Genomic DNA, 17,242 nt, shown 5'->3' with positions numbered 1-17,242 from the left:
CCCACCGCCGCTCACCGGTGCCCTCCACGAAGCGGCGCGACCGGGGCCGCCGGGCGGCCTGCCCGGCGGCCTGCGGGGCGCGGCATCGAGGACACGGTGCTGCTGCGGCGTAGGTTCATGCCTCGATTTTCGCAGCAGGGGCGGGGGACCGGAACGCGGTGGTCCGCATCGGCATCGTGACCTCGACGCCACGACCCCGCTGACGCACGGAAGGGACGCCTCGACTCCGAGGACGCCCCTTGCGTGAGGTGTTGCGCTCGACCACCGCGGAGGCGGTGGGATGTGAGCCACGGTGCACCTGTCAGAGGAGGGACTTCTCGATCGCCTCGAAGATGTCCGCGTCCGTCTCCTGCTGCCAGTCCGGCAGTTCAGGCCAGTCGGCGACGTAGCCGGGCTTCGGGTCTTCGAAGTGCTTGAACATCTGAGCCGTCCAGCACGTGGCGACGAAACGGCTCTTCTGCTCGCGCGTCAGCCGGGAGGCACGGCCATCGCTCGCTTCGAGCAACTGCCGCACCTGCTCGTACACGGCAGACGCAGCCTGCCGCTCCCACTCCGGCGTGTCCTCCCAGGGGGTCACATAGCCGGGCTTCGGCTCACCGGGGAAGTGCTCGCGCACACCGGCGATCCACGCTTCCCGGAACAGGCGCGCGCCTTCGGTCTGTGACATGTCTACCCCTCGTTTACGCGGTGCTCAGTGCATCAATCTCGGCCCCCAACTCGGCGACGCGGCCATCACGCGCCAGGGGGCCGAACTCGGATCGCAGGTCCCGGAGTCTACGGGCGACATAACCGGAGGATGACTCCCTGGCCAGTTGCAAGGCCTCCCCACCGAAGGCGATCACCTGCTCGGGGTCGCGCCGCCTTGCGCCGATAGCAGCAAGGTCTGTGAGCACGGCGCCCCGGCGGCGGAACGACTGCCCCTCTGCGAGGGCGTCTTGTTCCAGAGCGCTCTTCAGAGCCTGCTCGGCGAGGTCGAGACGACCGAGCTGCACGTACCGGGCGCCACGCTCCTCGGCAAGCCGCGAGCCGTCGAAGCGCAGCCAGCCGCCGTTGTTGCCCGAGCTGGCGATGTCCCGCACCTGTTCGGCCTCGTCCAAGGCACGCTCACAGGCGGTCAGGTCACCTAGGCCCGCATAAGCCACAGCGTGAACAGAGGCGACCCAATGGCGAGTTGAGAGCGAGCTGTCACCGCGCTTGGCAATCCGTTCCGCGGCCGACAGGATGCCTGCCGCCTCTCTGTAGCGGTGCTCGTACAGGTCGACGTATGCATGCCGGACCAGCGCACACGCCCAGAGATCGAACGATCCCGCATCCTTACTCGCCGACGCGGCGAGTGTGTAAGAGGCCGCAGCTTCTGTATAGCGGTTGCTGTCGAAGGCCAACTCTCCGGCGAGCTGGAAGAGGTCACCCGCAGCACTGCACAAGACCCGCACCTCTGAGTCCGGGCGGCCGAGCATCGACTTACTGAGCTCTGCGAGCTGCTCACGGACGATCGGGTACACGGTCCGCTTCGTGCGGGCGAGTTGGTACACCTGCCAGAGATGACCGTTTATACGCAGGAAATCTACGGAGGCCCTTCGCAGCATCCCTTCGCCGAGCGTCCCGGGATCGTCGCCCGGCAGAGATGCAAGCGCGCCGGTTATGGCAATCGCGCGGAGGAATTCGCGTCTGATCATGTCGTCAATGTCCCCTGAGCCGTGGCGGTCGCTAAGCGGCGACTCTGCGGGCTCCTGGAGCCGGTGCTGCGGCTGGGCCACCAGAGAGTCGACTTCGACAAGGCCGATTTGCAGTACCTCGGCCAGCTTCGGCCTTATCGGCGGCTGAGGCAGGGCTTTCCCACTCTCCCAGCGGCCGACCGTTGTGCGGTCCACCCCAAGCGCATGGGCAAGTGCTTCCTGACTGTAGCCCAGAACTTTCCGTCGCTCGGCAAGACCCACTTTGGCCTCCTTCCACTCTGCAGGCTGTCTCAACCAGGGGGCGCACCCGTGCATCGCATGTGCATCAAGACTGCCGCATGAGTGCCGTGGAGGTTGTCAACGCCAGGCGGTTCGCTGGTCGTTGTCGCAAACCAGCTGGTTGCGCAGAGTGCCGATTCCGCGAGCGAACAGGGCAGAACCGTGGGCGAACCGATCGCGGCAAAGGCTCTCAGCGCCTGCAGTCTCAGCCCGACCACTGGAGTCTGCGACAACCGCGAGGGCCAGAGTCGAGCCGGCCCGCACCGCTATCCGCCTGCTCCAAAGAGGTCGAGCCATGCCCAGAAGAACCGCAGAAGCAGCAACACCCGTCGCCTGCAAAGCAGTTGTCCACCAGTACCCCCGCCACCGTCGCAACGTCGGCCGCGCCCGTGACGCTCTCCGGCGTCAGCTCGCCCTGTGGAAGATCGATGGTGAAGTCGCGGACAACGCGGTTCTGTTGCTGTCCGAACTGACGACCAATGCCGTGACCGCGAAGACCACTCCTGGTCGCGAGATCCGGGTCCGCTTCGAGCTGAACGGACCGGAACTGCGTCTGGAAGTCTCGGATGCAAGCGACGGCCAGCCGCAGCCGCGGTGTGCGGGGCCCGACGATGAATCCGGCCGGGGACTGGCCCTTGTGGCCGCGCTTGCCGATGCCTGGGGAGTCGCGCCTCGTACTGGAGTGGGCAAGACGGTCTGGGCTCGGCTGATGGTCTCGGAGATGCCGACGTCATGACGCCGATACAGACAGCCCTTGCGCCGGGGCGGATCCGCGGCGCGTGCAGTGCCCGACTCATTGCCTACGCACACGGTGGCGTCCAGGTCCAGCTCGGTGAACACCGCACGCACTCCCCGCGGTTGGCCCTGCGCTGGCTCTACGTACGCGCCCAAGACGTGGCAGACCAGCTCGCCCCTCCCCACGCCCGCCCGATACGGGCATGGGCAGCCGATACGCATGAGTACGCCTGGGCTCTGGACTGCGTGACAGCGGGTGAACCGTACGTCTTCTGGGCTGGCGACGAATGCGGCACCCGGTACGTCTTCACCGCACAGAACACGGTCCCCTTGGCGAGAAGGGACAGCACGCACTCCCTGGTTGTGCCGCCGCGGACCTCGACCACGTCATTCTCCCGGTCTTCGAAACTGGGGGTGGAGAAAGTGCCCAGGTCCAGAACAGTTGCCATCTCGGGCTGGGGCTGGCTCAGAAGGAGAGCGCGGTCCGGCGTGACCGAATCCAGTTAAAAGCGCGGGCCGACCCTATGGGCCAGCCCCTCTACTCCTTCGGCACCGGGACCGTGCCCCTAGGGCCGCAAGCACGTTTACGGCCCTGAACAGAAACCTAAACGGGAACGTCCACGGTCAAAACGATGCCTCAGGCAGGGGATCGGCTCGTGGTGCGGCACTTCGCCGATCTGCGTGGAGCCCACCGAACTGGTCCACTCAAATGGCATTCCCTCGCGCATCCCTCGTCCTGCGCGGAGCATCAAGGGACAGGCCCACAAACCCGAACAAGACGAAGAAGCCACCAGCCAAGGCAAGCCACCAAACCTCATGGGCAGAGAAGGCCCAGAAGAGGCAGCCCCCGATGATTAAGAAGAGGATCGCGAGGACGATTCCGTAGGTATCACGACGTTCCCCATCTTCAACTTCAATGACATGCCGAATGGTCTCATCAATGTGATCGCGCAGATCCTTTCGAACCGCGCTGTCCTCTGGCAGGAGAGCCAACAGTTCCAGATCAGCCTTAGCTCGATCGCGACCTCGTGCTCGGGTGTAGCGACGCTGCAAGACCACACCGCCCAGTCCCACCACACCAACCACAACAGTGGCAAGCGCGCTCCAGTCCATGCTGTGCCCCTCTCGCGCCAAGACCTTCAGTGTGTCTTGCGTTCATCCTGGACCGCAGCCTTCGTAAGGCTACGCGGCCACAATGCTTCCGGCGACGGAATGATCGGCTCACCAAACCCGAGCAGTGCAGACGGAGTTGCCCAACGCCGAGCGGCCGTGCTCCGCCATGCCCTCCCGCTCGAACGGGAAACCACGGAGAACACCGGGCAGTCGGAGGGACCGGGCACGCCAACGGCCCCCGACCAATCACTCCAGGTCGGGGGCCGTTCTCGCTGCTCTCCACGCGGAGGCGGTGGGATTTGAACCCACGGTGAGGGGTTGCCTCACGACGGTTTTCAAGACCAGCCCGCCTGAAGGAGCGATAGCCCGGTTGACCTGGCGCTATGGAGTTGAGAGTGCCCCAACTCGGGCCAGCTTGGCCGCAGGTTGGCCGCGAACCTCGTCACAAGGCCGGAATCAGAGACTCGGGAGCTGACGTCTCGTCAGTCAACCCGTGCCCGGCCGGAACGGCGAGCCGCTGCGCGAGCCACCCCGAAACACGCGGTCCGCCGTTGACGGCGCCACCCTCTCGAACCGTGCGGACATGCTCGAAGCCCTGCCTCAGGTAGTACTGCTGCAGAGCATCGTTGGTGGTCCACGCATCAAGCCTCAACCACTTGGCCGAGGCGCGGAACGCCCGGTCCCCAGCCCAGTCGAGGAGTCGTCCACCGAGGTTCGTCCCGGCGTGCGTTCGGGCAACCGTGAGTTTGTTGACGAACATCGACGGTTCGCTCAGCTCGCGAGCACTCCAGAGACCGTCTTCCGCGTCGGGGGTCAGCGTGATCGTGGCCGCCGTGACGGCGCCGTCGCACACCATGAACACAGTCCCGGACTCGATCGTCGCGAGCAGGCGGTCAGCGGGATACGGCCGACTCCATTGATCGCTGCCAAGTTCGCGCAGCCAAGCTGCCGCCTCCTCACGGAAGGCGAGCAGCTTGTCCACGTCTGCGGGTTGCGCCGGAACGATTCTCACTGAACCTCGCTCTCGCTTCGGCCGGCAAGGTCGCCGATCTCGTAGTTCATCCGGTTCAGGTCACCACGGAAGGTCGTGACCGTGCACCGGATCGGTCGGTCCATCGAGTAACCAGTGCGAGTCCACAGGAGTACGGGCACACCGGCGCTCACCTCCAGTAGCCGCGCCTCTTCGGGGCTGGGCATGCGCGTCGCGATCTCGTCGAAGTACCCGATCTGCTCTACGCCGTGGTCTGCGAGGTAGCGCGTAGTGCCCTCCTCGATGTCTCCGGGTTCGGCCAGCCGGGGCGCTTCCTCAATCAGCCAGCCCGGGTAATAGGTCGCCTGGGTGGACCATGGAACGTCGTCCACGAAGCGGTGACAGAACCGCAGGACAGCCTTCGAACCGGGCTCAACTTTCAGCCGCGCTGCGACATCTTCCGAGGCGGGCAGCATCTCGACGCGGAAGGTCTGGTGCGGCTGACGCCCAGCGTTCGTGACGTCGGTGCTGTAGGCGTCGCCGTTCTGCGGAAAGTTCAGATTCTCGAAGCGGGACGCGTTCAGCTCGAAGATCTCATGTGAGCGAACCTCGTATCCGAGTCCCTGGCTAGAGGTGATCAGCCCTTCGCCGACCAGCACCTTCAGCCCGTCTCGGACCGTGTTGCGAGACATGTCGAAACGGGCTGAGAGCTGGCTCTCCGAGGGCAGAGCCGTTCCCGGCGGGTACGCCCCACCCTCGATCTCCCGACGGATCGCGTCGGCCACCTGTCGGTACTTCGGCTGCTTGCTCATGCCCCCATCATGACGCACTTGCTCAGCTTGTTGGTACATGTGGGCCCCAATCCCTTGACGACTCACGCTCCGGCGTTGCACCATCACTACGTCGACAGCTTGTCCCAACAAGTTGAGCAAGCGGCGCAACTGGTTCAAGTGTGCCCGCCTGTGCCGACAGCCGGTTCGGGATTGCACGTTGGAAGGCGGCTTTGGCCGTAGCTGACGGGCCCTGACCTGGTCATTCCTTGAGAACTGAACAGAGTGCAGACCCAGCCGCATGAACACGTGCGGTCGATGGGTGCAGGTCACCACCCCGACCGACCATGTCGGGCCGGGTGACCTGCCCGGCCCCGCTCGCGGGGCCGGCACGAGTGATTCGCCAGCAAGAACCTTCCGCGGCCACATGTGGCCGCGTCTGCCTACCGCGTCAGTCGATGCGGTCCGGCTGCCTCCTCCGTCCGTCCGGCAGCCCTTCGGGGCGAGTCGTACGGACGGGGTTGAGGGGAGCCGGAGACGGTCTCCATCCCTGCTGTTCTTCGTGATGGGAGCTGCCCATGCAGCCCACTGCCACTGTCGAAATCGTGTCGTTCGGCTACCTGCACGGTGAGCCGCCCGCCGCGCATCTGACGATCGATCTGCGGGAGCACTTCCGTGACCCGCACGTCCGCCCCGACCTGCGGTTCATGACCGCCGACGACGACCCGGTGCGCCGAGCGGTCCTCGGCACGCCCGGCCTCATCAACCTGATCACCTCCACCACGCTCGCGGTGCGGGCGTTCGCTTCCGGCCCGAGTGCCGGCGTCATCCGGATCGCGGGTGGCTGTGCCGGTGGCCGGCACCGCGCCCCGACCTTCGCCCGCGTCCTCGCGGAGCTCCTGGACGACGCCGAGTTCACGGTCACGGTCAGCCACCGCGACCTGGACAAGCCCGTCGTCCAGCGCTGACGACACGCAACTTCCCCAAATACGGCGTGCGGCCCCGGTGCTCGAACACCGGGGCCGCTTCGGGCCGTGCCATCTTGAGAGGAACCACGACCCATGAAGTGCATCGTTGCTGGTCACGTACCTGTTACGGCGACCGAGTACACGGAACTCGCCCTCGGCCTGTCCGACCCTGAGGCGGGCATCGACCTGGAGCTGTTCACCGGCCGCACCGGCGAATCGGCGACGGACCGCGCCGCACGGCTGGACGTGGCCCGCGAGATCCTCGCGGAGCTGCACGAGAGCGACCCGCAGGCCGCGGCGCTCGCTGAGTCCCTGCTGCGCACCAGCCCCGTCAACCGCAAGCCCCGCACCCGCCGGACCCGCAAGACGTCGGCCCGCCGCGTGCTCCGGCCCGCCGCGGGCAGTGTGGCGGTGGCCGCATGAGCAAGACGCTGACGCTGGACGGTCTCGCGCAGTCAATGCGGGCCCTTCGTCGGATCGCCCTGGACTTCGGGGACCTCCCCGCCCCCATGGTGTCGATCTCGGCGGTCTACCCGAACCAGCTGCACCTGTCCCTGCACGACAACCTGGGCGCGTTCGAACCGTGGCGGGCCGCGCTGGGCATCGCCCACGACGACATCGACTTCCACACCCAGTCCACCGGTGACACCTGGGTCCTCGACGCGTCCATCGACTTCGCCGGGGCCACGGTGCGGCTCACCGCGTTCGGCGCCGTCCTCGACACGTCGGGAGGCCGCCATGCGTGAGCGTCTGACCGCCCTGTGGCTTCGTCACGGTGGCGCGGTGCTCGCCGCGCTGTGCGTGGTGTCGTGGCTGCTGCCGCTCCCGACCTGGGCGCGCGCCCTGTGGAACCTCGGCATCACCGCCGGGTGCCTCCACATCATGGCCCTGCACCGGGCCGCTCGCCGTGAGCAGGTCAACCGCACCGCGGAGCGGGGTGATGCGGCGTGATGCGCATCGTCACAAGTGCCCGTCTGCGGGCGCTGACCACGGAGACGGCCGAGGCTCGCACGCGGCTTCACCGGGCGCAGGAACAGGCGGACGCCGCGTATGTGCGGCACGTGGACGAGGTGCGGAGGCTGGCCGCCGACACCGAGCAGGCTGAAGCCGACGCGGCCACGGCCCGTGCGGAGGTTGCGCGGCTTGCTGCTGAGCTGTCGGAGGTGCGAGCAAAGGCCACCGTGCCGGTGGCGCTGCTGCTGCGAGACGGCGTGCCCGACAGCGTTCACGCGAGTGTTCAAGCAGCCAAGGACTACGCCGCGACGCAGGGCGCCCACCCGGCTGGCTGGGCACGGCAGAGCAACCCGTCGGACGTTTCCCGCTGGCTGATCATGCCGGTTCAGCGGAACGGGGGCGAAGCGTGAACAGTGTTCAGATCCGTTCAGCCGAGCGCGCTTTGTCGGCCGGCACATGGCTGATCGTGGCGGGGGCGATGCTGTACTCGGTCCTGACCGTGACCCCGCTCGCGGCCCAGCACACCCCGGACAGGTGGGACTGGACCGCCCCGATCCTGCCTGTTGTGGTCGATGCCGCGGTCGTCATCGTGGTCCGCCTGGACGCGGTGCTTGCACGGCTCGGGGGACACGGCGGCCGGTGGCCCATCGTCCTGCGGTGGATGACCGGCTGTATGACCCTGGCCCTCAACGTCGCCGACTCGGCGCTGAAGAACGACCTGGTGGGCGTGGCTGTGCATGCGGTCGCGCCGCTGCTGCTGATCGTCACTGCGGAGACCGGGCTCGCCTACCGGCGTGCGATCACGGCCGCTGTGGTCGCGATGGAAGCCAAACAGCAGGCAGAGCGGGAAGAACGCGAGCGGGCAGCGGCCGAGCGTCAGGAGGCTGCAGACCGGCGCACCCGTGAGGAGCGCGAGCACCAGGCCCTGTTGCTGCGTGAACAGCGTGAGCATGAGGCCAGGCTCGCCCGTGAGCAGACCGAACGCGAGGAAGCCGCCCGGCGTGCCGAGCGATCCGAGCGGGAGACGCGCGAGCGAGCGGAGCGGGAGGACCGTGAACGCCGCGAGCGCGAGCGTGAACAACAGCAGCGCGAGCGTGAACGCGTTGAGCGGGAGGCCGCACAGCGCCGTGAGCGTGAGCGGCTGGAGAGCGAGCAGCAAGCACGCCGGCAGCAGCAGGAGCGGACCGAGCGTGAACGCCGTGAACGCGCCGCGCTGCTGTCCGGCGGCCCGGTAAACGAGAAACTCGGCGAGGACCGGGCCCGCGCAATCGTCGGTGCCGCCTTCGCCGAGGGGCTGCCGATGCGGACCGCTGCCGAGCTGTGCGGCTGGTCGGTCGGCTGGGTTTCCGCCCGCTACACCGAGCACCGCGACGGCGCAGGGTTCGTGCTTGAGGCCGCGTCGTCGTGACCGCGCTGCCCACGTATGCCTGGCGGCTGGCCCCGGACGGGCTGGCCACGAAACGGCAGCTTCGCAAGCGCGAGTTGCGGCCCGGTGGTCAGGACGTGGTCGCGCAGCTCGAACGGCCCCGGCGCCGTCGACCGCCGCTGGTCGCGTTCCTGTACCGGGTCGATCTGGCGAAGCCGGTACGGCCGATGACCCCGGCCAGGTGGGCCGCGCTCGCCAAGGCCAACCTCGCCCGCCGCATGTGCCCCGAGTGCCGGCGCGATGCCGGATACGTCATCCCGCCCTCGCTCGGCATGTGCGTGACCTGCCACGACACCCCGATGAACAGCGCCGCCTGAACCCGTCCCTCCTCGAATCGGAGAACCCGTGAACAGCACCGAGCAGACCAGCAACCGGCCCGCCGCCCTTGAGGGCACGCACCACTGGATCATCACCGTCGAACAGCCCGGACGGGCCTCGCTCACCATCGACGGCTCCTGCACGCCCGGCCTGGGCGCGACCCGGCGGGATGTCTTCCGCGACGTGAAGGCCTTCGCCGAGAGCAAGCACCCCGACCTGCGGGGCGCGAACGTCGTCTTCTTCGCCCTGGAGTCCAACCAGATCTGACCTCATGTCAGCGGGGCCCTGCCGCCCACCTTCCACAGCGTCGGCAGGGCCCCGCACATCTCCCAAAGGAGTGCCTTCAGCATGACGGAAGTCAGCACACAACCGGTAGCGGGCGCCGAAGCACCCCCCGGCGCACCGCCGCCCCCTCCCATGCCGCCCGTACCGACACCCGCCAGTGCGGTCCCTGCCGCCGAGGTGGAGCACACAGCAGGCGGCTGGCCGGTAGTTCCGCTCGCGGTCACCGGCACGAACAGCACGGTGGGCCTGGTAGCCGCTGCCTCCCTGGCAGCCGGTCCCGTCGGCGCCATCTCCGCGGCTGTCGGTGGCGCTGCCGTTCTCGGCGCGGCCGCCGTCTCCCGCCGCCGCGGCCAGCGCCGCAACCGCCGCACCGGCAACGGTCCGGCCGCCCACACCAGGCTCCGCGCTCCGCGCCGGGGCGGCCTCGGCTCTCTCCTCGGGGGTATCCCGGCGCAGCCGAGGTCCGGCACCGGCCGCACCAACTCCCGCACGGGGAACCTGGGCGGCACGGGCCGGGGCAGCTCCGGGAACTCTCGCAAGACCACGGCCCCGCGGTCGGGAGGGCTGCCGCTGAAGTCCCCCGGTACCAGCCGCACCAACGGCTCAGGGAACCCGTTCTCCACCGGCCGCGGCGGTGCCCAGCCCTCTCCCGGCGGCGTCCACAAGGGAGTTGGTGCGGGCGGGGCGCGGGCGCGGCAGGTCGGGGCGCTGCGCAAGCAGCAGCGTGCCGACAGTCCCTCGCGTGCGGTGCGGCACACGCAGGCCCGGGATGCGCGGCGGGCGTTGACCGATGCCCGCCGGGCCGACCGTGCCCAGCGCCGTACCGACCGTGCCCAGCACGGTCGCGGTGCCGGCCGCCTGCTGTCGGCCGCCGCCGGACGCCTGGGCGCCCTGCGGGGCCGCGCGATCGAGCGGCTGCGCGCCTCCCGTGATGAGCGCCGTGCCAAGGCGCTGGAGGGCAGGCGGGCGCGGGTGCGGCGGGCTCCAGCACGCCGCCGGGCGATGTGGGCGCTGTGGGTGTCCGCGGCCCGTATGCATGCCCGGCGCCTGGTCGCTGCCGCTCTCGGCGGTGCGCTCGGTGTCGTCGGTCTGGTGTCTACGCCGCTCGGGCGCAAGCTGCGCTGGAAGGCGATCCAGTACCCCGGCAGGCGTCTGCACCACTTCCTCCTGCGCCGGGGCCTGGAGGCCAAGGCCGCCCGGGACGCGGCGATCCGCGCCCGCCGGGCCGCCGAGGAGGCCGACCTCGACGCCGCCGCCGAACGGCACGGCACTGAGATCGGGGATGCGGTCGCCCGCCCGGTAAGCCGTGTTCCTGCCGCCACCCATGTCCCGTTGATCAGTGAAGGAGTGCACGTGTCCGGTTTCCGGTTCGAAGAGGCCGCCGCCGAGATGGAGCAGGCCGCCCAGTCCTACACGCCCGACGGGTGCATGGAGATCCTCGCGATGGTCGAGGGCCTTCCCCAGGCCCTGATCTGCGTCGCGAACGTCATGAAGATCCTCGCGGAGCGCGCCGACGGCGAGTTCCCGCTGGAGAAGGAAGTCGCCGGGTCCTTCGACGACATGTACGGCGCGGTGATGAGCGCGGTCGCGGTCGCCGAGGACATGGGCCCGCTGTTTAGGCAGGTCCACGCACAGGACATCGCCCGCCACGAAGACCCCCGCAACGGGGCCGAGGCCGAGAAGGGCTGGAACGTCTGACATGACAGGAAACACCGCCTCCATGACCAAGAAACCTGAGGTCACCGAGGGTCCGGTGTGGGACTGGGCGGCCGGTCACGGACCCGTGACCGGCGCCCTGTCCGCCACCACCGGAGCCTTCGCTCTCGCCACCACCGGCGCCGCCACTGGTATGCCGCCCACCTGGGCTCTGACCGTCGGCGCGGCAGGCGCCATCGGCCACACGATCTCCGGCCTCCGGCAGCGCCTTGCGGCCCGCACGATCGCCACCCGCGCCGCATCGTGGATGCTCGCCGCCGGGTGGACGACCTGGGCCATGACCACCGGGCCGCTGTCCTGGGCCGCCCTGGGCTCGCTTGCCACCATCGGTGTCGGCATCGGCGCCAGCACCGCCTCCACCAACCTGCACGAGGAAGCCCGCGAGCTGGAAGCCCTCGCGGTGGAACAGCGGCAGATCGCGCTCGAACTGTCCGCTGAGCGGCGCGAGATCGCCGCTGAGTGGGTCGAGCGGATCCAGCGGATCTGCGGGATCAAGGTGCGGATCCTCGCGGTCGAGCAGTGGCCCACCGGTGCCGGGTTCTCCATCGACGGGGAACTGTCCGGCGGGACGACATACGACGTCATCGCGCGGGAGTCCGCGAAGCTGTCTGCCGATGCACGCCTGCCGCACGGCTGCACCGCCTCTGCGAGCCCCGGCATCGACCAGGGCCGGTTCATCCTCGACGTGACCACGGTCAACATGCTGGAGACCGAGGCGACCTACCCCACCGGCTACGAAGCCCTGTCGATCCACACCGGCATGCCCTGGGGATACCGCACGAACGCCGAGGACATCTGCGCCTACCTGCGCGAGCAGTGCGCGCTGGTCGTCGGGCCGACCGGATCCGGCAAGACCAACATGGTGCATGTGATCCTCGCCGGGATGGCCCGCGCCGTGGACATCCTGACCTGGGTCATCGACCTCAACGCCGGATCCGCCGGCCTGCCCTGGATCCGCCCCGCCCTCGACCACGAGGGCAACGTCCGCAAGGACGTGAAGCCGGGTGTCGACTGGGTCGCCTCCACCCACAAGGAGGCCCTGGTCATGCTGGATGCGGCGCTGCGGATCGCCCGTCAGCGCAAGGTCGCCTACCAGGACCTGATGGCCAGCCACAACACCGATCTGCTGCCCATCAGTGCGCAGATTCCGCAGATCATGCTGGTCATCGACGAGGGCGCGGAGATCCTGGTCAGCCGCGACCCGAGCCTGAAGAAGGTCGCGGAGAGGGTCCTCGAAGTCATCCGGATCGCCCGCGCCATGGGGATCCGTACCGTGCTCACCGCGCTCGGTGCCACCAGCTCCGTGCTCGGCAACCTGATGATCCGCCGCGAGGCCAAAGTCCGTGTCGCCCTGACCGGCGGCGAGACCGAAGGCATGGACCTGTCCAAGATGTTCCCCGGCGTCCGAGGGCTGCGCGTGGACCAGGCCCCGTACAAGGGTGCCGGGTTCATGGGCACTCCCGAGTCACCCGGGGCGCTGTTCAAGACGTGGCGGATCCTGCCCAACCAGATCCGCGACATCGTCGAGGCCACCAGCAACCGCCGCCCCGCCCTCGACGCTGTCTCGGTGAAGGCGGCCGGCATCGCCTACACCCAGCGCTGGGACACCGACCGCACCGCATGGATGCGCGACAACACCCCGGCCAGCGAGCCGGGCGCCGGCCACCCGGGACCTGCTGAGGGTGAGCCTCGGCGGGCGGGGCTGAACCTGTCCGCGCTGCGCGAGCAGCCCGCGACGGACGAAGCCGACGTGCTTGCGCAGCAGTTCATGCGCGAGATCGACGCCCAGTTCGGCACCACCACCGAACCCGCCCCCGCGAACGAGCGGCCCCGGCCAGGGCTCAACCTCTCCGCACTCCGCGAAGAGAACGAGACTCCGGAGACCGGCCCGGCGTGGCTGGCCGAAGCGGTCGACGCGATCAGCGCGGCGGGGACGGCCGGCATGAAGCCGGGAGCCGTCGCCGATCTTGTCGGCAAGGACCGCAAGACCGTGCGCGCCGCGCTCCAGAGCCTCGTGGAACGCGGCGAGTTGGTCTACGTCGACAACGGTCCGCGCTCCGTGTACGTCCACCCCGAGCACGCCTGACGGGCTCTACAGAACGCTACCGAGTACTGGGTACTGGGGAACGCCCCACTACCCAGTACAGGCACCCCAGTAGCCACACAGGGCCCCTCATCGGCTCTTTCTACTGGGGACCCCACTACCCACTACCCAGTAGCCGCACCCCAGTACGGCTACACACAGCGACCGTCCACGCGGGCCGCGCTCCCCTCCGGAGCGCGGCCCGTGGCGCTCCAAGGAGCTGCTGACTCTCGCGCGCCCGCCTCTCGAAAGGACATCTCGTCATGGTCGTGACCGTCTCCGGCGCCGTCCTGTTCGGCCTGCTCACCTTCGCCGTCATGCGCGGCCGTCTGGTCGGCCCGGGCGCTGCCGCCGTCCTGTTCCTCTTCGGATTCTTCGTCGCCGGCACCGGCGCCTCCGGCCCGATCAACGACATCTGCCGCTCCCTCGCCGACACCGTCACCCACCTCAACTGACCTTCGAGGAGCACCTTGTGTCCGAGCCCGCCCCGTACGAGATCACCACCGCCACCCACCGCGATGCGTTCCCGGGCATGCCGATGGCGGGCTGGGAACACTCCCGGATGCTCCCCTCGGAGATCCCGCCCGGCGTCCAGGTCGTCACCCTGCCCGGCGGCTACCGCACCCTCGCCTACCCCGACCAACCCGCCCAACGGCCCGCCCCGGAGGTGCCCGCCGCGCAGCCGATCCCGGCCTGGGCCAAGACGACCGCGCTGCTCGCGCCGACCCTCGGCGGGGGCATCGCCGCCGGATCGGTCGGCCTCTCCTACGCCGCACCGGGACTGATCGCCATGAGCCACGCCCTGTGGGCCACCGTCGCCCTCATCGCCGCCGGAACCCTCGCCCCGCTCCTGCTCCGCGCCGCACGCGGCAGCCGGAAGGCACCCACACAGATCACGCAGAACATCACCGCCACCGGCCTGTTCGGCCGCGCCAACGGCACCATCAACCACCGCTGACACGCCAAGGGCGGCCCCCTCTCACGCCAATGAATCGGGGCCGCCCTTGTCCACCTGCCATCTACAGACCTGTGGAGGTCTCCAGCATGACCCATGACCCCCGCGCCGCGCTGCTGCGCGCTGCGCTGGACGCCGCCGAACGCGGCTGGCCTGTGCTGCCGCTGCTGCCTGGCGACAAGCCGCCCGCCCTGCACGGCGAACGCGCCTGCCCCGGCATCGGCGTATGCGCCGACGGGCACCGCAAGTTCGAGCAGCGCGCCACCCTCGACCCCGCCCGCATCCACACCGCATGGGCACGCCGGCCGTTCAACGTCGGGATCGCCACCGGCCCCGCGGGGCTGGTCGTGGTGGACCTCGACAAACTCAAGGCGACAGACCCGAAAGGAACGCCTGACGGCGCCACTGCCTTTGAGGCGCTCTGCGAGCGCGCCGGACAGCCGGTCCCCACTACCTTCCGCATCCGGACCGCGAGCGGCGGGGCCCACCTGTACTTCACCGCCCCCGCCGGCATCCCGCTGCACAACAGCAGCGGCCGTCTCGCAAAGAAGATCGACACCCGCGCATGGGGCGGCTATGTCGTCGCTCCCGGCAGCATCACCCGGGACGGCGAGTACAAGGTCACCGACGCTGCACCCGTCGCCCCGCTGCCCGGCTGGCTCCTGGACGCCCTCAAGCCCGCACCGCGCCCGACAGGGCCGCTGAAACTGGCCCCGCCCCGCAACGCGTCCCGCGTCGCCCAGGTGGCCTTGGAGCGCGAGACCTCCGCTGTGGCCGCGACGTCCGAGGGCGGGCGCGAGCAGCAACTGTTCCTCAGCGCCCGCGCCATGGGTCGCTTCGTCGCATGGGGCGACATCCCCCGGCATGAGGTCGAGGAGGCTTTTCAGGCCGCGGGGGAGTCGGCGGGACTGAAGCCGTACGAGTGCCGCTCGACCCTGCGCAGCGTCCTGGACTGGTGCATCCGCACCGCCCGACCCCGGGAGACGGCATGAACCGCCCCCAATCCCCCGCCCTGAAAAGCCTCCCCGCCACAACCAACCCCGACCCCGCCGAACCGGCCCCGGACACGGGCGGCAGTGGTGCGCCGAAGGCCGTCGCCGAAGGCGTCCTTTCATCAGTTCGTCCTGACCAGCAGACAGGCGACGGCCGGTACATCGCCGCACTGCTGCACATCACCGCCCCGCGCGACGCCGTACCCACCGCCACCTCGACGTGCGTGTGCGGGTTCAACCGCTCAGCCGTCGGACGCCGCAAAGTCCTCGCCCTGATCGAAGCCCACACCGCCCACCGCGACACCTGCCCCCAGCGCAACCCCCAGGAAAGGAGGGCCGCCGCATGACCGCCCCCAAGAAGCACGCCGAGCCCATCGACGGTGCCGGGCTCCTGAACGAGGTCGAAGCCTTCCACCGCCGGTTCAACGCCTTCCCTCGCGAGGCCGCTTACGTCGCCGTCGCGCTCTGGGACGCGCACGCCCACCTCATCGACGCCCTCGACGGCACCGCCCGCATCGCCTTCCTCAGCCCCGAGCCCGGCTCCGGCAAGTCCCGCGCCTTGGAGATTGTCGAGACCCTCACGCCCCGTGCCGTGACCACGGTCAACGCCTCCGCGAATGCCCTCTTCCGCCTCGTCGAATCCAACGAAGGACTGCCGACGCTCCTCTTCGACGAGGTCGACACCATCTTCGGACCCAAGGCCAACGGCGACGAGCCGCTGCGCGCCTTCCTCAACTCCGGCTACCGACGCGGCGCCAAGTCCCTGCGGTGTGTCGGCGACGGCAAGGACCAGACCCCGGGATTCTTCAACTCCTTCTGCGCCGTCGCCATGGCGGGCCTCGGCTCCCTGCCCGACACGATCCTCACCCGCTCCGTCATCATCCGGATGCGGAAGAGGGCACCCAATGAGGTCGTCGAGCCCTACCGGCGTCGTATCCACGAGAAACAGGGCCACGCCCTGCGCGACCAGCTCGCCGACTGGGCCGACCAGGTCCGCACCCAGGTATCCGAGGCATGGCCGGAGATGCCCGAAGGCGTCACCGACCGGCCCGCCGACGTGTGGGAACCCCTCCTCGCCGTCGCCGACGCCGCCGGAGGCGACTGGCCCGCACGGGCCCGCGCCGCCTGCGTCGAACTCATCCAGGCAGCCAAGGAAGGCGACAAAGCCTCCATCGGAATTCAGCTCCTGACCGACCTGCGCGACAAGGTGTTCTGCGGCACCGACCGCCTGCCTACCGCCGCCATCCTCGAATGCCTCCAGGCACTCGAAGACGCCCCATGGGGCGACATGGACGGCAACGGCCGCGCCCTCACGGCCCGCGGGCTGTCCAAGATGCTCGGCGAGTACGTCACCGCGGAGAACAAGCCCATCCGGCCCCGTTCGATCCGCACCTCCGGCGCGGTACCCAAGGGCTACTACGCCGAGGACCTCGCGGACGCCTGGACCCGCTACTGCCCCACCCCCCTCCAGAAGTCCGCTACATCCGCTACACCCGCTACACCGCAGGTCAGCGGGGGTGAAAACGTAGCGGAAGAGCTCCCCGGCATCCGCTACATCACCCCGGTATCCGCTACCGCCGCACCCGGCGCGCGCACCGCGTAGAGCCCATGCCCGCCCCGCCGCACGCACCGCGTAGCGGCACCTATCCGCTACATCCCGCGCATCCGCTACACAAAACAGGCCCCTGACCTGCTGTGTAGCGGATGTAGCGGATGTAGCGGCACCTGAGAGAGGGAGGCGTGAGCCTCCCGGTAGACCTCGCAAAGAGGAGTCGTGATGGCACGCCCGCAGATGCTCAAGCTCCCCGAAGTCCTCGAAGAGATCGGCATGAGCCGCCCCGCCTTCTACCGCATGCGCGCCCGCGGCCAGGCGCCCCGCCTCGTCAAGCTCCCCAACGGGCAGATCCGCTGCCGCCGCGCCGATCTGGACGCCTGGTTGGAGTCTTGCGAGCAGTTCGCCGCATAACCACCTGTACCACCTGAAGGGGCCCGCCGAGCGGGC

Annotated in this window: 22 protein-coding genes; 17 read left to right on the top strand and 5 right to left on the bottom strand. The window is 69.2% G+C overall.

What is annotated here, in order from left to right:
• Positions 1-301 precede the first annotated feature (301 nt).
• Entirely contained in the window at positions 302-667 is a 366-nt protein-coding gene (locus MID12_RS16485) for a hypothetical protein (RefSeq protein ID WP_040251512.1), read from the bottom strand.
• Between the two features lie 13 nt (positions 668-680).
• Positions 681-1,937 carry a helix-turn-helix transcriptional regulator gene (locus tag MID12_RS16480; RefSeq protein WP_263168161.1) on the bottom strand — a complete coding sequence of 419 codons (1,257 nt, stop codon included), beginning with the start codon at positions 1,935-1,937 and terminating at the stop codon, positions 681-683.
• Between the two features lie 313 nt (positions 1,938-2,250).
• On the opposite strand from MID12_RS16480, the gene MID12_RS16475 reads away from it, so the two are divergent.
• Positions 2,251-2,691: an ATP-binding protein gene (locus MID12_RS16475; RefSeq protein WP_263168159.1), complete on the top strand. Its 441-nt coding sequence runs from the start codon at positions 2,251-2,253 to the stop codon at positions 2,689-2,691.
• A 704-nt stretch (positions 2,692-3,395) separates the two neighbouring features.
• Here MID12_RS16475 and MID12_RS16470 read toward each other — a convergent pair.
• From MID12_RS16470 to MID12_RS16460, 3 genes are all read right to left on the bottom strand, one after another.
• On the bottom strand, positions 3,396-3,803 hold the full coding sequence (locus tag MID12_RS16470; RefSeq protein ID WP_263168157.1) for an SLC19 family protein: 408 nt from the start codon (positions 3,801-3,803) through the stop codon (positions 3,396-3,398).
• Between the two features lie 442 nt (positions 3,804-4,245).
• A complete protein-coding gene (locus MID12_RS16465) occupies positions 4,246-4,815 on the bottom strand; it encodes a GNAT family N-acetyltransferase (protein ID WP_263168155.1) in 570 nt (189 codons plus the stop codon).
• A complete protein-coding gene (locus tag MID12_RS16460; protein ID WP_263168153.1) occupies positions 4,812-5,585 on the bottom strand; it encodes a GntR family transcriptional regulator in 774 nt (257 codons plus the stop codon). The genes MID12_RS16465 and MID12_RS16460 overlap by 4 nt, the downstream gene beginning before the upstream one ends.
• Before the next feature lie 536 nt (positions 5,586-6,121).
• On the opposite strand from MID12_RS16460, the gene MID12_RS16455 reads away from it, so the two are divergent.
• The 16 genes from MID12_RS16455 to MID12_RS16380 all read left to right on the top strand — a co-directional run bounded on the left by MID12_RS16455 (position 6,122) and on the right by MID12_RS16380 (position 17,206).
• The gene (locus MID12_RS16455; RefSeq protein ID WP_263168151.1) at positions 6,122-6,511 is read left to right on the top strand and encodes an RNase adapter RapZ; all 390 of its coding nucleotides are present in this window, start codon (positions 6,122-6,124) and stop codon (positions 6,509-6,511) included.
• Between the two features lie 93 nt (positions 6,512-6,604).
• Positions 6,605-6,934 (top strand): hypothetical protein, encoded by a 330-nt coding sequence (locus MID12_RS16450; protein WP_263168149.1) that lies wholly within the window; start codon positions 6,605-6,607, stop codon positions 6,932-6,934.
• Positions 6,931-7,257 (top strand): hypothetical protein, encoded by a 327-nt coding sequence (locus tag MID12_RS16445; protein ID WP_263168147.1) that lies wholly within the window; start codon positions 6,931-6,933, stop codon positions 7,255-7,257. The genes MID12_RS16450 and MID12_RS16445 overlap by 4 nt, the downstream gene beginning before the upstream one ends.
• Positions 7,250-7,462: a hypothetical protein gene (locus MID12_RS16440; protein WP_263168145.1), complete on the top strand. Its 213-nt coding sequence runs from the start codon at positions 7,250-7,252 to the stop codon at positions 7,460-7,462. Before MID12_RS16445 ends, MID12_RS16440 begins: the two co-directional genes overlap by 8 nt.
• Complete coding sequence (locus MID12_RS16435; protein WP_263168144.1) at positions 7,459-7,875, top strand: hypothetical protein; 417 nt, start codon at positions 7,459-7,461, stop codon at positions 7,873-7,875. Before MID12_RS16440 ends, MID12_RS16435 begins: the two co-directional genes overlap by 4 nt.
• A complete protein-coding gene (locus MID12_RS16430) occupies positions 7,872-8,873 on the top strand; it encodes a DUF2637 domain-containing protein (protein ID WP_263168143.1) in 1,002 nt (333 codons plus the stop codon). Before MID12_RS16435 ends, MID12_RS16430 begins: the two co-directional genes overlap by 4 nt.
• Positions 8,870-9,208 carry an RRQRL motif-containing zinc-binding protein gene (locus tag MID12_RS16425; RefSeq protein WP_263168141.1) on the top strand — a complete coding sequence of 113 codons (339 nt, stop codon included), beginning with the start codon at positions 8,870-8,872 and terminating at the stop codon, positions 9,206-9,208. Before MID12_RS16430 ends, MID12_RS16425 begins: the two co-directional genes overlap by 4 nt.
• Before the next feature lie 28 nt (positions 9,209-9,236).
• Positions 9,237-9,476, top strand: coding sequence for a hypothetical protein (locus MID12_RS16420; protein WP_263168139.1), 240 nt, complete (start codon positions 9,237-9,239; stop codon positions 9,474-9,476).
• 801 nt (positions 9,477-10,277) lie between these two features.
• Complete coding sequence (locus tag MID12_RS16415; RefSeq protein ID WP_263168137.1) at positions 10,278-11,192, top strand: hypothetical protein; 915 nt, start codon at positions 10,278-10,280, stop codon at positions 11,190-11,192.
• 22 nt (positions 11,193-11,214) lie between these two features.
• Complete coding sequence (locus MID12_RS16410) at positions 11,215-13,296, top strand: hypothetical protein (RefSeq protein WP_263168134.1); 2,082 nt, start codon at positions 11,215-11,217, stop codon at positions 13,294-13,296.
• A 260-nt stretch (positions 13,297-13,556) separates the two neighbouring features.
• Positions 13,557-13,748, top strand: a complete 192-nt coding sequence (locus MID12_RS16405) for a hypothetical protein (protein ID WP_263168132.1) — start codon at positions 13,557-13,559, stop codon at positions 13,746-13,748.
• 17 nt (positions 13,749-13,765) lie between these two features.
• Positions 13,766-14,251, top strand: a complete 486-nt coding sequence (locus tag MID12_RS16400; protein WP_411576963.1) for a hypothetical protein — start codon at positions 13,766-13,768, stop codon at positions 14,249-14,251.
• Positions 14,252-14,337: 86 nt separating this feature from the next.
• Positions 14,338-15,240 carry a bifunctional DNA primase/polymerase gene (locus tag MID12_RS16395; RefSeq protein WP_263168130.1) on the top strand — a complete coding sequence of 301 codons (903 nt, stop codon included), beginning with the start codon at positions 14,338-14,340 and terminating at the stop codon, positions 15,238-15,240.
• Positions 15,237-15,587 (top strand): hypothetical protein, encoded by a 351-nt coding sequence (locus MID12_RS16390; RefSeq protein ID WP_263168128.1) that lies wholly within the window; start codon positions 15,237-15,239, stop codon positions 15,585-15,587. The genes MID12_RS16395 and MID12_RS16390 overlap by 4 nt, the downstream gene beginning before the upstream one ends.
• Positions 15,584-16,843 (top strand): DUF3631 domain-containing protein, encoded by a 1,260-nt coding sequence (locus MID12_RS16385; RefSeq protein ID WP_263168126.1) that lies wholly within the window; start codon positions 15,584-15,586, stop codon positions 16,841-16,843. The genes MID12_RS16390 and MID12_RS16385 overlap by 4 nt, the downstream gene beginning before the upstream one ends.
• A 174-nt stretch (positions 16,844-17,017) precedes the next feature.
• Positions 17,018-17,206, top strand: a complete 189-nt coding sequence (locus MID12_RS16380) for a helix-turn-helix transcriptional regulator (RefSeq protein ID WP_263168124.1) — start codon at positions 17,018-17,020, stop codon at positions 17,204-17,206.
• The last annotated feature ends 36 nt before the right edge of the window (positions 17,207-17,242 follow it).

Origin of the sequence: Streptomyces sp. SCSIO ZS0520 (assembly GCF_025643355.1) — a bacterium.
Taxonomy (GTDB): domain Bacteria; phylum Actinomycetota; class Actinomycetes; order Streptomycetales; family Streptomycetaceae; genus Streptomyces; species Streptomyces physcomitrii.
Note: the sequence above shows the minus strand (reverse complement) of the source record. Positions and strands in the feature narration are given on the sequence as shown.

Bases quoted from the DNA above. Each gene is read 5' to 3' on its own strand.
- MID12_RS16485 (WP_040251512.1), bottom strand. From the start codon at position 667: ATGTCACAGACCGAAGGCGCGCGCCTGTTCCGGGAAGCGTGGATCGCC.
- MID12_RS16475 (WP_263168159.1), top strand. From the start codon at position 2,251: ATGCCCAGAAGAACCGCAGAAGCAGCAACACCCGTCGCCTGCAAAGCA.
- MID12_RS16470 (WP_263168157.1), bottom strand. From the start codon at position 3,803: ATGGACTGGAGCGCGCTTGCCACTGTTGTGGTTGGTGTGGTGGGACTG.
- MID12_RS16460 (WP_263168153.1), bottom strand. From the start codon at position 5,585: ATGAGCAAGCAGCCGAAGTACCGACAGGTGGCCGACGCGATCCGTCGG.
- MID12_RS16455 (WP_263168151.1), top strand. From the start codon at position 6,122: ATGCAGCCCACTGCCACTGTCGAAATCGTGTCGTTCGGCTACCTGCAC.
- MID12_RS16450 (WP_263168149.1), top strand. From the start codon at position 6,605: ATGAAGTGCATCGTTGCTGGTCACGTACCTGTTACGGCGACCGAGTAC.
- MID12_RS16445 (WP_263168147.1), top strand. From the start codon at position 6,931: ATGAGCAAGACGCTGACGCTGGACGGTCTCGCGCAGTCAATGCGGGCC.
- MID12_RS16440 (WP_263168145.1), top strand. From the start codon at position 7,250: ATGCGTGAGCGTCTGACCGCCCTGTGGCTTCGTCACGGTGGCGCGGTG.
- MID12_RS16410 (WP_263168134.1), top strand. From the start codon at position 11,215: ATGACCAAGAAACCTGAGGTCACCGAGGGTCCGGTGTGGGACTGGGCG.
- MID12_RS16405 (WP_263168132.1), top strand. From the start codon at position 13,557: ATGGTCGTGACCGTCTCCGGCGCCGTCCTGTTCGGCCTGCTCACCTTC.
- MID12_RS16395 (WP_263168130.1), top strand. From the start codon at position 14,338: ATGACCCATGACCCCCGCGCCGCGCTGCTGCGCGCTGCGCTGGACGCC.
- MID12_RS16390 (WP_263168128.1), top strand. From the start codon at position 15,237: ATGAACCGCCCCCAATCCCCCGCCCTGAAAAGCCTCCCCGCCACAACC.
- MID12_RS16385 (WP_263168126.1), top strand. From the start codon at position 15,584: ATGACCGCCCCCAAGAAGCACGCCGAGCCCATCGACGGTGCCGGGCTC.
- MID12_RS16380 (WP_263168124.1), top strand. From the start codon at position 17,018: ATGGCACGCCCGCAGATGCTCAAGCTCCCCGAAGTCCTCGAAGAGATC.